General features: G+C 46.6%; 11 protein-coding genes. 9 read left to right on the top strand and 2 right to left on the bottom strand.

The window, feature by feature from the left end:
- Positions 1-11: 11 nt before the first annotated feature.
- Positions 12-449, bottom strand: coding sequence for a hypothetical protein (locus tag GT674_RS00585; protein WP_161283885.1), 438 nt, complete (start codon positions 447-449; stop codon positions 12-14).
- A 139-nt stretch (positions 450-588) separates the two neighbouring features.
- Between GT674_RS00585 and addB the strand changes: the two genes are divergently transcribed.
- Positions 589-3915, top strand: a complete 3327-nt coding sequence (gene addB, locus GT674_RS00590; RefSeq protein ID WP_161284095.1) for a helicase-exonuclease AddAB subunit AddB — start codon at positions 589-591, stop codon at positions 3913-3915.
- Position 3916: 1 nt separating this feature from the next.
- Positions 3917-7621: a helicase-exonuclease AddAB subunit AddA gene (addA, locus tag GT674_RS00595; RefSeq protein ID WP_161283886.1), complete on the top strand. Its 3705-nt coding sequence runs from the start codon at positions 3917-3919 to the stop codon at positions 7619-7621.
- Positions 7622-7656: 35 nt separating this feature from the next.
- On the opposite strand, the gene GT674_RS00600 is transcribed toward addA, so the two are convergent.
- Complete coding sequence (locus GT674_RS00600; protein WP_161283887.1) at positions 7657-9066, bottom strand: RsmF rRNA methyltransferase first C-terminal domain-containing protein; 1410 nt, start codon at positions 9064-9066, stop codon at positions 7657-7659.
- Between the two features lie 260 nt (positions 9067-9326).
- Between GT674_RS00600 and GT674_RS00605 the strand changes: the two genes are divergently transcribed.
- From GT674_RS00605 to GT674_RS00635, 7 genes are all read left to right on the top strand, one after another.
- Complete coding sequence (locus GT674_RS00605) at positions 9327-9650, top strand: PadR family transcriptional regulator (RefSeq protein ID WP_161283888.1); 324 nt, start codon at positions 9327-9329, stop codon at positions 9648-9650.
- Positions 9647-10351, top strand: coding sequence for a DUF1700 domain-containing protein (locus tag GT674_RS00610; protein WP_161283889.1), 705 nt, complete (start codon positions 9647-9649; stop codon positions 10349-10351). The genes GT674_RS00605 and GT674_RS00610 overlap by 4 nt, the downstream gene beginning before the upstream one ends.
- Positions 10348-11214 (top strand): DUF4097 family beta strand repeat-containing protein, encoded by an 867-nt coding sequence (locus GT674_RS00615; RefSeq protein ID WP_161283890.1) that lies wholly within the window; start codon positions 10348-10350, stop codon positions 11212-11214. The genes GT674_RS00610 and GT674_RS00615 overlap by 4 nt, the downstream gene beginning before the upstream one ends.
- 145 nt (positions 11215-11359) lie before the next feature.
- The gene (locus GT674_RS00620; RefSeq protein ID WP_161283891.1) at positions 11360-11545 is read left to right on the top strand and encodes a PspC domain-containing protein; all 186 of its coding nucleotides are present in this window, start codon (positions 11360-11362) and stop codon (positions 11543-11545) included.
- 82 nt (positions 11546-11627) lie between these two features.
- Complete coding sequence (locus tag GT674_RS00625) at positions 11628-11810, top strand: small, acid-soluble spore protein, alpha/beta type (protein ID WP_161283892.1); 183 nt, start codon at positions 11628-11630, stop codon at positions 11808-11810.
- A 310-nt stretch (positions 11811-12120) separates the two neighbouring features.
- Entirely contained in the window at positions 12121-12834 is a 714-nt protein-coding gene (locus GT674_RS00630) for an ABC transporter ATP-binding protein (protein ID WP_161283893.1), read from the top strand.
- Positions 12828-16667, top strand: a complete 3840-nt coding sequence (locus GT674_RS00635) for an FtsX-like permease family protein (protein WP_161283894.1) — start codon at positions 12828-12830, stop codon at positions 16665-16667. The genes GT674_RS00630 and GT674_RS00635 overlap by 7 nt, the downstream gene beginning before the upstream one ends.
- Positions 16668-16764 lie beyond the last annotated feature (97 nt).

Here is a 16764-nt window from a genome sequence, read left to right on the forward strand (position 1 = left end):
CAATGTGTTTTTCAGGAAGAAGCTGCCTTCTGGACAGTCTCTTCGATCGCATGGATAAGCATCTGCGCGGTGTATTTCTGGTCACTGGCATAATCAAGATTCTCCAGTGACTGTGTAGAATAGATCTGGCTGGCAAGAGAATCCAGAACCGGTTCTACAAGAGGAAACATAGCGGAGGTGCTTTCACTTAAATTTGCCAGATGAATGGAACGGATGCGGTCAGCATCCACAGCTACTTCCAGATCAAAGGAGTTATTATTTAACTGTATGGAAGTACGATAAATGCCGGGGGTATATCTGGAATCGGTCTTTTTTGAAGTGTTCGCTGCTTTTCCGGGACCGAACATAAAAAATACCAGTACACCCAGGATGATGAGGAGAAGAAGAAAGATACAGGTGTAGATGACCTCTTTCATATGTAAGACGATGATTTTTGTTTTGGAGCTCATAGTCTGCGCCTCCTGATTCGCGGCTGCGGTACCCCGGTATAGCTAAATCTGCAGAGCACATTGAGGGATGCTTTTTATATATCCTATTAGGCTCTGTCTGAATTTATGTTACTTTTGTCAACAGGAAAGGGTGGAAAATATGTCCCTGCAGTTTATTATAGGAAATTCCGGTGCGGGAAAATCCAGCACCGCATATAGAAATATTATCCGGGATGCCAGGATGAATCCGGACAGGCTTTATTATGTGATCGTTCCGGAGCAGTTCACCATGCAGACGCAGAAGACACTGGTGGAAATGCACCCGGACGGCGGCATTCTGAACATTGATATCCTGAGCTTTGACCGCCTTGCCTATCGCGTGTTTGAAGAGGTAGGCGGTGATACACGCAGGCTTATGGAGGAAACCGGCAAAAATATGGTACTTCAGAAGCTGGTGCAGATGAATCAGAAGGAACTGGGATATCTGAAGAACCAGATGAAAAAACCAGGTTATCTGGATGAAATAAAATCTTTGATCTCAGAGTTTATGCAGTATGAGATCAGGGAAGAAGAACTGGATGAGATGATACGTGAGAGTGAGGACAAAACGCTTCTCCAGATGAAACTCAAGGATGTAAAGGTTTTGTATCAGGCTTTCCGGGAATATCTTTCCGGGCATTTTATGACGGCGGAGGAAGTGCTGGAGGTTCTGGCAAAAGAAATCCCGTTTTCCGAGAAACTGAAGGGAAGTGTCGTTCTGCTGGATGGTTATACAGGATTCACGCCGGTCCAGATGGAAGTTCTCCGGGAACTTCTGGCAGTCTGTTCAAAGGTTTCTGTGACAGTGACCATGGATGTCAGAGAACAGTTTCTGGCGATGGGAAAACCGCATGAATTGTTTTATATGAGTCATAAGATGATCCGGTCTCTTGCAGAGCTCACAAAAGATATGGAAGAACCTGTCTGGATCGCACCGGGAAAACAGTCTCGATTTGCAGATTCTCCGGCCCTGGATTTTCTGGAGCAGCATCTGTTCCGTTATCACAGGAGTGTCTATGAGAAAGAGCAGCAGGAGATTCAGATTTTTTCTGCACGGGATCCGGAGAAGGAAATGGAAGAAACAGCCAGAAGAATTCTGCGGCTTGTCAGAGAGAAGGATTATCATTATGGTCAGATCGCAGTGATCACCGGAAATCTTGAGGAATATGGAAGTGTGGCAGGGCAGGTCTTTGAGGATGCCGGAATTCCATATTTTATTGATGAAAAACATTCCATTCTTATGAATCCATTTGTAGAATATCTCAGGGCGGCACTGGAGATGGTGGTTCAGGGATTCAGCTATGAGAGTGTATTCCGTTATCTGCGCTGTGGAATGTCTGATATTTCCCGCAAAGAAGCAGATATACTGGAGAATTATGTGATCGCACTTGGAATCCGGGGAATCCGGAAGTGGCAGGAGAAATGGGTGCGTGTCTATCGGGGCATGGATCCGGAACAGATGGAAGAGATCAATGAGATCCGTGAGAAATTTGCAGAAGAAGTGGGACTTCTTGCTGAAGGTTTTTCCGGAAGAAAGAAAACGGTGGAAGAATATTGCCGGTGTCTGTATGAATTTATCGTACAGAGCAGGATACAGGAAAAACTTCTGACACAGGAGCTTTACTTTGGTGATCTTGGAAACAAGTCGATGGAGAAGGAATATGCCCAGATTTTTGGGATCATGATGGAACTTCTGGATAAGATGGCAGAGATTCTTGGTGATGAGATGGTTTCTCCGGAGGAGTTTCTGCAGATTCTGGAAACGGGAATGACACAGGCAAAGGTTGCACTGATTCCTCCAAGCATGGATCAGGTTCTGGTTGGTGATATGGAGCGTACACGACTGAAGGATGTAAGAGCCTTGTTTTTTGTCGGAGTGAATGAGGGAAATATTCCAAAAAACACACAGACAGGAGGAATCCTGACAGAGATGGACAGAGAGTTCTTTAAGGACCAGGGTATGGAGCTTGCACCGGGACCAAAAGAGCTTATGAACATGCAGCGGTTTTATCTGTATCTGAACCTGACAAAGCCAAAGGAACAGCTGTGTCTTTCTTACAGTCAGTCGAATGGAAGAGGAGAAGCCAGCAGTCCGGCTTTTCTGCTCCATACGATCAAAAGAATGTTCCCAAAGCTTAACGAAGTGCGGGCGGATCAGCCGGAGAGTCAGATGGAGCTTCTGGAGACACCGGAAACCTCGATAGAATATCTTCTGGAAGGACTTACAGAGGAAAACACAGATGAACTGAGTCCTGTTTTTCGGGAACTGTACAGCTGGTATCTGAGAAGTCCAAAGTACAGACCACTGGCTGAAAAACTGACGGATGCAGTGTTTTTGCGAAAACCGGAGGATAAAATCAGCGAGAGTGTGGCGAAGGCACTGTATGGGGAAGTTTCTCCGCACGGAGCGACAAGGCTGGAACGTTTTTCGGCATGTGCATTTGCACATTTCCTGAAATATGGACTTGCCGTGACAGAACGAGTGGAATATGAATTCAAGGCGATGGATATGGGAAATGTCATTCATCAGGCCCTGGAAAATTTTGCAGTGGAGTTGAGAAGGAAGAAACTGGACTGGAGCAGTCTGGATGATAAAGTGAGGGATGAGATCGCGGATGAGTGTCTGGACAAGGTTGCGGCAGATTATGGAAATACGATCCTTCAGAGCAGTTTCAGAAACCACTATATGATCGAACGTACCAGAAGAATCTTGAGAAGGACGGTATGGGCACTGCAGGAGCAGCTCAAAAACGGTAAGTTTAAGCCGGAAGGATTTGAGGTTTCCATAGGTGGAGGAAGGATCGACCGACTGGATACTCTGAAAGAGGACAACCGGGTTTATGTGAAGATCATTGACTATAAGACAGGAAACACTTCTTTTGACCTGGTGAGTATTTATTATGGACTGCAGCTGCAGCTGGTGGTCTATATGGATGCGGCCATGCAGGCAGAAAAGAGGCTCTACCCGGAGTGTGAAGTAGAGCCGGCAGGAATTTTTTATTACAATGTCAAGGATCCTATGATACAGAAAACGCTTCAGGAAGATCTGGATGAACTGGATCCGGAGATTATGAAAAAACTGAAGATGAATGGGCTGGTATCCTCTGATCCGGATGTGATCCAGAAGCTGGATGCATCGGTTGCCTCACTTCCTCTGTCCTATACGACAAAGGGGGCACTGCGTAAGGGTTCTTCTGTGGCAAGTCCTCAGAGATTCCGGCTTTTGAATGCCTATGTGAAGAAAAAGATTACAGAAGTACAGGATTCTATCCTGACAGGAAAGGCAGATGCCTCTCCATATGAGATAGGAAACAAAAATGCCTGTACCTACTGTGCATACCAGGGCAGCTGTGGATTTGACCGTAAGATCCCGGGCTATGAATTCCGGAGACTGAAGCAGTTTGCAGACGAGGAAGTCTGGAAGAATTTTGAACAGGAGGCAGAGTGAGATGGGAATGAAGTGGACCGAGGAGCAGAGGAAGGTTATCACTCTGCGTGACAGAAATATTCTGGTTAGTGCGGCAGCCGGCTCCGGAAAGACAGCCGTCCTGGTACAGAGGATCTTAAGTAAGATCATGGATCCAAAAAGGCCGGTGGATATCGACCGGCTTCTGATCATGACATTTACAAGAGCGGCGGCAGGAGAAATGAAAGAGAGAATCTCCAATGCGATCGATCAGGCATTGTACGAAAATCCGGACAATGAACATCTGCAGAAGCAGGCAACACTGATCCATAATGCCCAGATCACGACGATCGATGGATTTTGTTCCTATATCATCCGGAATTACTTTCATATGGTGGATCTTGATCCGGGATATCGTACTGCAGAAGAGGGAGAACTGAAGCTTCTCAAGGAAGATGTCATGAAGGATCTTCTGGAAGAGGCATATGAGAAAGCAGATCCGAAATTTCTGAGTCTGGTTGAGTGCTATGCATCAGGAAAATCCGATGATGAGATCAGAGAGATGGTTTATAAGCTTTATAATGCGGCGATGAGTCATCCTTTTCCGGAAGAGTGGCTGGAAGAATGTCTGAATGTCTATCAGGTGGAAAACATAGAAGATCTCCGCAAAACAAACTGGATCCGTCTTCTCTGGGAAACGCTGGATGAAAAGGTCATACAGGCAGAAGCACTGGCAGAGAGTGCCAGAAGACTGTGTGAAGAGCCGGACGGTCCCTATATCTATGAGGAAGCACTGGCAGACGATCTGAATTTCTGGAGAGAGATAAGACGGCTTAAGGATACCAGAGATTATGACAAGGTGGCAGAGACTCTCGCAGGTCATACGTTTGCGAAACTTTCAGCAAAGAGGGACAGTTCCATAGATCCGTTCAAAAAAGAGCAGGCGAAGGAACTTCGGGATGAAGAAAAAGAAATCTGTAAAGAGCTTTCGACGAAGTTTTTTAATCAGAAGGAAGAAATCCTTCTGGAACTGATCGCCTGTGCAAGAGAGCCGCTGGAAGGACTGACAGAGCTTACACGTCAGTTTAAGGAGGCTTTTTCCAGGAAGAAAAGAGAAAAAAATCTTTTGGATTTTACGGATATGGAGCACTTTGCACTTCGGATACTTGTCGAAAAAGTGGATGAAGAACTGATACCCACACAGGCGGCCCGTGAATTATCCGAAAAGTATGAAGAGGTCATGGTGGATGAATATCAGGACAGTAACTTTGTGCAGGAGCTTATCACAACGATGGTATCCGGCTGGGTGTCAAAGCGCAAAAATATTTTTATGGTAGGTGATGTCAAGCAGAGCATCTACCGTTTTCGTCTGGCAAGGCCGGAGCTTTTTATGGAGAAATATCATAGTTATTCTCTGGAAGACAGCGAGGAACAGAGAATCGACCTGCACAAAAATTTCCGAAGCCGTGCAGAGGTACTGAATTCTGTCAACTATATATTCCGTCAGATCATGGGAGAGGATCTTGGAGGAATCACTTATGATGACGATAATGCTCTGTATCCGGGAGCATCCTTTCTGGAAGGAGAAGATCCGGAGTTTGTCCGCACAGAGGTTCTCATTGTAGAAAAAGACGGCGAGGAAGCACAGGATGAGCAGGAGCAGAAAAATGCGAGAGAGATGGAAGCCCTGGCAATCGCACAGCGCATCCACAGGATGATCGGAAAGGACAGGATCCTGGATAAAGAAACCGGAGAATATCGCGAGATAAGGTATGGAGATATTGTAATTCTTCTGCGAAGTGCCACGGGCTGGTCAGAAACCTTCAGCCAGGTTTTAAGTTCCAGAGGGATTCCGGTGTACTCTGCGTCGAGAACAGGATATTTTTCTGCACAGGAGGTGGTAACACTTCTTAACTATCTGAGAGTCTGTGACAATCCGCTGCAGGATATTCCGCTGACAGGCGTACTGCATTCCCCGATCGTAGGCTGTACAGCACAGGAGCTTGCGATGCTTCGAAGTGAATGTCCGGATGGAAGAGTATATGACAGTATCTGCGCTTACGTGGAAAAGGCAGAGGAAATATCCGAAGAAAACGTGGAAAAACTCCGACTTGTGCAGAAGTTGAAACTGTTTTTGAGCCAGCTCACAAAATTTCGTGATATGGCGGCTTATACACCGATCCATGAGCTTATCCTGTACATTCTCAAAGACACGGGATATGGCAGATATGCAAGGGCAATTCCGGGAGGTGCACAGAGAGGAGCAAATCTGCATATGCTGGTCGAAAAGGCAATGGATTATGAAAAAACCAGTTACAGGGGACTGTTTAACTTTATCCGTTATATCGAAAAGCTTCAGAAATATGAGGTGGATTTCGGTGAAGTCAATCTGGCAGATGCAGGCAGCGGTGCTGTGCAGATCATGACAATCCACAAAAGCAAGGGACTGGAGTTCCCGGTCGTGTTTGCGGCAGGGATGGGAAAACAGTTTAATTTCCAGGACATCAATGCGAAATTTCTGATTCATCCGGAGCTTGGCTTTGGGGTGGATGCGATCTTTCCGGAAAAGAGACTGATCGTATCGGCAATGCAGAAGCAGATCATCAGAAGGGAACTGAAAAGAGAGAGCCTGGGAGAGGAGCTGAGAGTTCTCTATGTGGCACTGACCAGAGCAAAAGAAAAACTTATTATCACCGGTTCGATGGGGAATATAGAGGCTGCATTAAGAAGCGTGTCCCGTTATATGCACAGTGAAGAAACCCTGCTTCCACTGGGCGTGCGTTCGGAAGCCAGAAGCTACTGGTCCTATATCCTTCCGGCACTGGTCCGTCATCCGGCAATGAAAGAACTTCTGGCGGAGTACGGGATTTTTGGGAAGCCGGAAAAGATCTGTGAAGAAAATGCAGATTTTCTGATTAGCAAGGTGACACTTGGAGAACTGGTACAGGGAGAGATACTGGATCAGACAGATGCACAGCTTCGGGAAGCGTTTTTCAGGGAATGGGACAGTGAAAAAATTTACGATGAAAACATCCGGCAGGTGCTGAAAGAGAAATTTGACTTCAGTTATCCGTATGCATACCTCAGAGAACTGCCGGTGAAGGTAAGTGTTTCAGAACTGAAAAAACGAAAATATGCAGACGAGGAAGAAAAAGAATCTGCTCTTTATCCGGAGCCGGAGATGGTTCGGATCGTACCGGGATTTATTTCCGGCGAGAGAGAAGTGACGCAGGGAGCAGCTCGTGGAACAGCCTATCACCGGGTGATGGAATGTCTGGACTATACCCGTCTGGATGGAATCCGGGAGATTGACGGACAGATCAGAACCCTGGTGGAAGGGCACAAGATGTCACCGCAGGAGGGCGAATGCATCTACAGAAGAGATATCCTTGGTTTCGCAGAGTCAGAACTGGGACAGAGAATGAAGCGGGCGGCACAGGATAAGAAACTTTACCGGGAGCAGCCGTTTGTGATGAAAGTAGACAGGAAGGAGCTGGACGCTTCCTGGAGCGGCGATGAGACGGTTCTTGTACAGGGAATCATAGATGCGTATTTCCTGGAAGGTGAGGACATTGTGCTGGTGGACTATAAGACTGACCGGATTGCCCGGGGAGAAGAAAATAAGCTGATCGAACGATATAAGACACAGCTGGAGGATTATGCCTCGGCACTGGAACGGATGCTCCACAAAAAAGTAAAACAGAAATATATTTATTCCTTTGCACTTCGTAAGGAATTGCTGCTGTAAGGCATGAGATGGAAATATCCTGCGTCTGGAGAGTATCAAACTCTCCAGCCTGCGGGATATTTGTTTTTGAGGGTCTGGCCGACCAGCTTGCCGAATCCGATGGGATAGCCGTCTGCACAGAGAAGATGCCACCCCTTTGCATGGGCTGCTTCTTCCGGTTCGATATTCAGGGTTTCGCCTTTCAGATAACGTGTCAGACGCTCATCCGACACGGAGAGGGAAATGACTGCTTCGGCATCACCTTTATGCAGAGCCAGTGCAAAAGGTTCTGACGGCTCGAAGCGGTTCTTCTTGAGATCACCGAGATAAAGTCCGTTTCGAAGAAAGGTCAGTCCGCGGAAATCGCCGGTGAGCGGCGGAAGATAATACACCTTGTCCTTTCGCGTCTCCACCCGGTTCCAGTCAAAAGGCTTTCCGCCGAGCATCTTAAGGCCGATTTCTTTCAGGAAAAGTTCCAGCCATTTCCGAGTTTCCGGATTTGGCTTTGCTAAGGACGGGGAGGCGATCAGATCTGTGCGGCCTTCCTTTTGAAACAGTGCCATGAAGTGTCCCTCTCCCTGCGTTTTGTGTGGAAAAAGGTGTACACAGCGGCTGAGACGAGGATCTTTGTTGCCCCAGTCCGGAACGCCTGGAGTGAATCCTTCATGGGATGGGAGTTCGATCAGTTCCATTTCCGGGCGATTTTCAAGAAGCCAGGAGACAACGCCCTCATCCTCCTCCGGCGCGAAGGTACAGGTGGAATAAAGAAGCTGTCCACCGGGACGGAGCATATCGGCAGCCTGAAGGATCAGTTCCCGCTGTATACCGGCAAGCTCCCTGGATTTCTCAGGAGACCAGTCTCTGGCAAGAGCTTCTTCCTTGCGGAACATTCCTTCGCCGGAGCAGGGGGCATCCAGAAGGATTTTATGGAAAAATTCCGGGAAGCGTTCCCTGAGGCGGGCAGGTGTCTCGTTGGCGACAAAGGTGTTGGTGAAGCCAAAAAGTTCTACATTGCGAAGCAGGGCACGGGTACGAGAAGCACTGATGTCATTGGCGACCAGAAGTCCTTCGCCGTTTTGCCGTGCGCCAAGCTCTGTTGTTTTACCACCCGGGGCGGCACAGAGATCCAGCACATTTTCGCCGGGGAGGACCGGCAGGCAGGATGCAGGAGTCATGGCGCTGGGTTCCTGAAGATAATAAAGCCCTGCCTGATAAAACGGACAGTAAGACGGGCGCACATCCTCCGGATAAAAATAACCGTTTGGAATCCAGGGAATCGGCGTTACCGGGAACGGAACGAGTTTTTCAAATTCCTCGCAGCTGATCTTGGAAGTGTTGACGCGAAGGCCGTAGGTTCTTGGTAAATCATAGCTTCTGATAAAAGAATCGTATTCATCGCCGAGCATTTCTCTCATTCGTGCAAGAAAGGCAGGATGAAGAAGTTCTGTAATATTCTGTTCTGACATAAGAATCTCCTGTTTTATTAAAGTATCGGAAGGATTGTATCCTGTGGAACAATTGTAACTGTTTACAGCTAAACATGTCAAAACACCTCGCGAGATACTACCTTCTGAATAGCTATCAAACTACGATAAAAGTATAAATCAGGCCGACCAAATAGAAAATACTATTGACAAAACTATATTATATATTATATAGTATTAGTAACAAAATAATATTATACATAACAATAATATTATAGAATATATGAACAGGAAGTGAGAACATGGTATTTAATACAGGTGCAGCACTTCTGGATGCAATCGTACTGGCGGTAGTTTCCAAGGAGGAGGAAGGAACCTACGGTTACAAGATCACCCAGGATGTGCGGAGCGTGCTGGAGGTATCTGAGTCCACACTATATCCGGTTCTTCGCAGACTTCAGAAGGATGAATGTCTGGAGACATATGATATGGCATATGCGGGCAGGAATCGCAGATACTATAAGATCACAGAGAAGGGAACAGCACAGTTGAATCTTTACAGAGTTGAGTGGAAGAATTATTCAACGAAGATTTCGAAATTGTTTGAGGGAGGCATAGAGTTATGAACAGAGCGCAGTTTATGGAGCAACTGAAGAAACTGCTTTCTGATATCTCGGAGGAGGAACGCCAGGAGGCTCTTGACTATTATGAGAGTTATTTTGATGACGCCGGGGAAGACCAGGAAGCAAATGTGATCAGGGAACTGGGAAGTCCGGGTAAGGTGGCCGCGATCATCAAGGCTGATCTTAAGGACAGCTCGCAGGATTACGGAGAATACACAGAGAAGGGTTTTGAGGATGAGCGTGTCAGACCGGAGCCGGAGATGATGCAGAAGAGAGGCGGCCGTGCAGAGCGTGGCTATCACGCTGAACGTAAGGGAGGCAATGCAGGTGTGATCCTGGCACTGATCCTTCTGGTGTTTGTTTCTCCGCTTATCAAGGGAGCGGTTGGCGGAATTCTTGGAGTTATTGTCACCCTGGCACTTCTTCCGTTTCTGATTGTGTTTGGAATCGGTGCAGCGGTACTGGTGCTTTTTGCAGTCGGAATCACAGCTTTTGGTGCCGGTATCGGAGCATGCTTTTCCGGCAGCGTAGGATTTGGCATTCTGGGAGCCGGAATCGGCTGCATAGTTCTTGCGGTGGCACTGGCAGGTCTGGTATTTCTGATTTGGACGGCTACCAGGGTTCTGCCGATGCTGCTTCGGAAGTTTGTAGATTTTTGTAGTCGGCTTGTTAACAGAAATATGAAAAAGGAGGCGGGATTATGAGAAAAATTTCCAGAGTTCTTTTAAAAACAGCATTGGGTCTGGGAGTTGCCGGTATAGGTCTTTGTATAGGAGGTGTAGTTATGGGAGCTACGATCACAGGCTTTGATCTTTCAAGGTACGGAGTTAATACGACCATTAAGAAGGTTGCAAATTCAGCCTGGACAACGGGCAGTGATGTCTGGGATGAGGACTGGGATGAAATATCCCGCATTGAACCGACAGAAACAGATAAGGACAAAGAAGTTTTTGAGACAGATCCGTCTGCTGATCTGGAATTCTCTTTAAGTGCAGGAGAACTTAGTTTTCAGCCTTATGACGGAGACAGGATCCTTATAGAAGTATCCGGTGCGAAGAAGGATAAGGTAAGGGTTGGTAAGGATGACGGCAGTCTGGTCCTTGAGACAACCGGAAGAACACAGGACAGAAAGATCCTGGTATCTTATCCTCAGGGTTATACATTTGATGAGACATCCATAGAGATCGCCGCAGGCACTGTCACTCTGAAGGATGGATTTAACACCGGTGAGCTGGATGTTTCCGTGGCAGCCGGAGAATTTACCAATACAGGCAGGCTTACAGCCAGAGAAGTGAGTATTGAAGTTGGAGCAGGAAACGTAGAACTGTCAGAACTGGATACGAAGGAACTGGAGGCTGACTGTGGAGTGGGAAATATCGAACTGAATATTTCAGGCAGAGAAACAGATTATAATTATGAGATTTCCTGTGCGGCCGGTGAGGTGGAAATCGGCGGCAGTTCCTACAGCGGTATCGGACACAGTAAAGAAATTACAAACCCGAATGCAAAGGGTGATATGGAACTGAACTGCGGTGTGGGTAACATCACGGTTACATTTACAGAATAAGAGATAGTATGCTGAAACTATAAATATTAAGATTTTAAGTAACTATTCAGAAGGTAGTATCCCGCGAGGCGTTTTGGAATGCATTTTGACTCGCAACTGTGAGGGTACTGAACAGTTAAGATTTTAAGAAAGAAGGCAGATTTCTATGAATAACAAACGACTTTACAAATCCTCTGTAAATTATATGCTGTGCGGTGTGTGTGGAGGTATCGCAGAATATTTTAATATTGACCCGACACTGGTACGTCTGGCGTGGATCATCTTTACCTGCTTTGGAGGAGCCGGAATCTGGGCATATATCATTGCGGCAATTGTAATCCCAAAAGACTGATACCGGATGAATAAATTTCTTCAAAACTGTCCATACTTTCCAAAAGACGTAACTGACAGTCATAATAAAGGAGTGAACGGACATGAATAAGGAGAAAGAGGTAGAAGCCTATCTTAGAGGCGAACTTCCGGAAGAAGAAAGGATCAAGTACGAGATCGCAGAAGAACTCGGAATTCTCGACAAAGTTCTTGAGAATGGGTGGAAAAGTCTTTCTGCAAAGGAAACCGGCAGGATCGGCGGACTGATGACGGGACGTAAAAAATAATAATATTGTATCTGGCAGCTGAGTCAGAAAATTCACAAAAGCATTGAACGGACACTGTTCCGGTCAGTGCTTTTTGTGGTATACTAAGAAATAAAGTAATTATTCAGAAGGTAGTATTCCGCGAGGCGTTTTGGCATGTTTTTTGCCAAAATCCCGAGACATACAAGGCAAAATGCCATCACCGAAGGTGATTTGGAATGCATTTTGACTCGTAACTGTGAGGGTGCTGAACAGTTACGAAATAAAAGGGTTTGTCTGTAAATAGTTATGAAGAAACTGTAAAAACAGAGAAAACAACAGGGAGATGTGAATGAACAGGGAAGAAGCATACGTGAAATTAGATAAAGTTTCCAAAATATATAAGATGGGTGAGGTTGAGATCCGTGCAGTTGATGAGATCAGCTTTGAAATTGCCAAAGGCGAATTTGTGGTCATTGTAGGACCGAGCGGTGCCGGAAAGACGACCGTCCTCAATATTCTCGGAGGTATGGACACCGCATCCAGAGGTCTTGTTCAGGTGGACGGAAGAAATATCACAGACTACAACAGCAGACAGCTTACCGCATATCGAAGAGATGATATCGGTTTTGTGTTTCAGTTTTATAATCTGGTGCCAAATCTGACTGCCCTGGAAAACGTAGAACTTGCCATGCAGATCTGCAAAAATCCGTTGGATGCAAAGGAGGTCCTGCGAGAGGTCGGACTTGAGAAGAGGATGGGAAATTTCCCGGCACAGCTTTCCGGTGGGGAACAGCAGCGCGTCTCCATAGCGAGAGCACTTGCAAAGAATCCGAAGCTTCTTCTCTGTGATGAGCCGACAGGTGCACTGGATTATCAGACAGGTAAGGCGATTCTGAAGCTTCTTCAGGATATGTGCAGGGAGAAGAATATGACAGTGATCGTCATCACGCACAATTCGGCACTGACCCCTATGGCAGACCGGGTGATCCATATCAAGAACGGAACGGTTTCTTCGATGGAACAGAATGATCATCCGACACCGGTGGAGGAGATTGAATGGTAGGAAAACGCAGAAAAAAAGCATTGCACAAAGATTTCTGGCAGGAGATCCGAAAGAGCAGGGCACGTTTTATTTCGATATTCTGTATCGTGGCACTGGGAGTTGCATTTTTTTCCGGGATCCAGGCATCATCGCCGGATATGAGATTATCAGGAGATGATTATTATAATGAAGTACAGCTTATGGATCTCAAGATCGTGGGAACTCTTGGGCTGACGGAGGATGATATAGAAGCAGTCCGGGCAGTTGACGGTGTAGAGAGTGCAGAAGGTGCTTATTGTACAGATGTGATCTGCGGCGAGGAAAGGCAGAAGGTTCTTCATATAGAATCTGTGGATCAGAATGTGAACCAGCTCACTGTGACAGAGGGACGGCTTCCTCAAAAGAGTGGAGAATGTTTTCTGGATTCGGCTTTTGCATCAGGGCAGGGATATGAGATCGGGAGCACGATAAAGATGCGTCAGGATAAAGACAGCAGGCTTCTGAATACAGAGACCTATACGGTCGTCGGGCTGGGCAAAAGTCCTCTGTATATTTCCTTCAACAGGGGAAATACAACGGTTGGCTCCGGGGAGGTAAATGGCTTTGCATATGTTCTTCCGGAAGATTTTGATCAGGAGGTTTTTACCCAGATCTATATCCTGGCACATGGGACGGATAAGGTGATCAGTTACACGGATGCCTATGATAATCTGGTCGAGAAACTTCAGAAGCGGGTTGAAGGAATTGAGAAAGAACGCTGTCAACTTCGTTATAATGAAATAATGTCAGAAGCACAGGATAAGATAGCCGATGCAGAAAAAGAACTTGCCGATGGAAGAAAGGAAGCAGATAAAGAGCTTGCCGATGCCAGCAAAAAGCTTTCTGACGGTGAGAAAGAAATCCGTGACGGAAAGAAAGAATTAGAAGATGGCAGGAAGAAACTTGCCGATGCAAAAGAAGAACTTGCCGATGGCAAAAAACAGCTGGAGGATGCCAGAGCCCAGCTGGCTGACGGGAGAACCCAGATCTCTTCAGCCAGAGAACAGGTTGCCGACGGACAGGCACAGCTGGAAACAGCCCAGGAGAAACTGGATGACGGATGGTCACAGTACAATGCCGGAAAGAAACAATATGAGGAAGGCAAGGCTGAATTTGACAAGGCAAAACAACAGATAGAAGCAGGAAAACAAAAAATCGCAGATGGACGTGCTGGGCTTGAGCAGAAGCAAAAAGAACTGACTGATGGAATTGCACAGGTGACATCCGGGCAGGCAGCGGTGGATGCACAGATCACACAGCTGGAAGGGCAGATTGCACAGATTCAGGCCGGGCTTGAACAGCTTGCAGGGGTCGAAGAACAGTTGGGAGCGGCACAGGCGGCGAAGGAACAGGCTCTCGGGGCAGTTCAGGCAGCACAGGAAAATGTAAACAGTGCGCAGACAGCCTATGACGAAGCACAGCAAAAAGCTGAAGCAGGAGAACTTTCGGAAGAAGAACTTGCAGTCTATGAACAGGCTTTGAATGAGGCACAGGGACAACTGTCGGCAGCGGACAGTGCCTTAAACGAGGCGCAGGCAGCTGTGGATGCCTGTCAGCAGGCAGTCAGCCAGAAGGCAGAGCTTGAGAACAATCTGAGTGCGGCTCAGGGCGGGCTTTCACAGGCTCAGTCCAGTAAAACAGAACTGGCAGCTGCACTGGAGAGCCTGAAGGCCGGACAGACTACCATTGATCAGAGCCGCACTCAGATGGACAGCGAATCGGCAAAGCTTGCAGCAGGAGAGAAGGAACTTGCGTCAAACGAAAAAACTCTGACGGCGAGTCGGAAGAAACTGGATGCAAGCCTTCAAAAGCTTCAGAGCGGTCAGGCTGAGCTGGACGCAAACCGGGCAAGACTTGAGGCGGCACAGGCGGAAATTGCAGCAAATGAACAGAAACTTTCTTCCGGTGAGGCAGAAATCGCTGCAAATGAGAAGAAGCTTAGTGATGGTGAAAAAGAGATCCGGGAAAATGAGCAGAAGCTCAAGGATTCTGAGAAGAAACTTAAGGATGCAGAGAAAGAATTAGAAGATGGAAAGAAAGAGTATCAGGATGGCAAGAAAGAAGCAGAGGATGAGATCCGTGACGGAGAACAGAAGATCAACGATGCGAAGGAAGAACTGAACGACATCAAAGAGCCTGAATGGATCATTACAGACAGGAACAGCCTTCCGGAATATTCGGACTATGGTGATAATGCAGACCGTATCAAGAGTATTGGTGAGGTTTTTCCTGTCATTTTTTTCCTGGTAGCGGCACTGATCAGTCTCACAACCATGACAAGAATGGTAGAAGAGCAGAGGACCCAGATCGGAACGATTAAGGCACTCGGATATAAAAAGATGGATATCGCCTCCAAATATCTGAATTATGCATTCCTGGCAACAGCCGGAGGAAGCGTGGCAGGAATTCTGATTGGCGAAAAAATGCTTCCATATATAGTCATCAAGGCATATGGAATGATGTACCACAATGTTTCCAATAATCTTCAGATTCATTACGAGTGGAAATATGCACTGACCGCTTCGATAGCAGCACTGATCTGTACGGTGGGAGCAACCATTATTTCCTGCCGGCAGGCACTGGCAGAAACACCGGCGGCTCTGATGCGTCCGCCGGCACCGAAAGAGGGAAAGCGAATTTTTCTGGAACGCATTCCGATTTTGTGGAAGCATCTGAACTTTACCTGGAAGTCATCGCTTCGAAATCTTTTCCGCTACAAGAAACGACTTTTTATGACAGTTTTCGGCATCGCAGGCAGCATGGCACTGATGCTGGTAGGTTATGGGATCCAGGATTCCATCTCAGATATTGTGAATCTGCAGTACAAAAATCTGCAGCATTATGATGGAACGATCATTGCTGATGGTGACGCGGCTGAGACGGATAAGAAGGCACTTATAAAGGAACTGGATCAGAACTCAAAACTGGATCATTATACCAAAATCCAGCTTTCCAAGCTCACTGCACCGAATGGAAAGGCAAATTTAAGTGTATATGTCTATGTTCCGGAGAATCTTAAGAATTTCCAAAAGGATGTTACCCTTCGAAACCGCATAACAAAGGAACAGTACGAACTGACAGATGAGGGGGCGGCAGTCAGCGAAAAAACAGCAGCACTTCTGGATCTTAAGGCAGGAGACGAACTGATTCTCAAAAAAGACGACAGGGAATATCGGACAAAAATAGCCGTGATCACAGAGAACTATGCCGGTCATTATGTTTATATGACACCGAAGGTATATGAAGATGTCTTTGGAGAAGAACCCGATTATGAAGATATTGTATTCTTGGTCAGGGATGAGTATAAAGATCAGACGGAAGAAATCGGTCAGAAGATCATGGAGTCTCCAGCTGTACTGAGTATCAGTTATACAGCCAGCACAATGGAGATGGTAAACCGTATGCTCAGCACTCTGGGAATCGTTGTTGTAGTCCTGATCGTATCAGCTGGAATGCTGGCGTTTGTCGTGCTGTATAACCTCAATAATATCAATATCACAGAGAGGCAGAGGGAACTGGCAACGCTTAAAGTACTGGGATTTTTTGACAAAGAGGTTTCGCAGTATGTGCTGAGAGAAAACATTATCCTTACTGCAGTCGGGATTCTTTTCGGAGCGGTCTTCGGTATTGGTCTGCATAGGTATATCATTGTGACAGTTGAAGTGGATGCAGTTATGTTTGGAAGAAATATCCGGCCGGTGAGCTTCGTATACTGCGCACTGCTCACCTGTGTTTTCTCAGCCATAGTGAATCTGTTCATGCACAAAAAACTCAAAAAGATAAATATGGTAGAATCTCTGAAATCTGTAGAATAGGACAGATCCTGGAATCTGAGATCAAAAATGGAAGAGAATATCTGTGAAATTTCATCAATCCTTCTTGACAAGGTTCCAAAATGCAATTATAGTAGTT

Origin of the sequence: Blautia sp. BIOML-A1 (genome assembly GCF_009883055.1) — a bacterium.
In the GTDB taxonomy this organism is placed as follows: domain Bacteria; phylum Bacillota; class Clostridia; order Lachnospirales; family Lachnospiraceae; genus Blautia_A.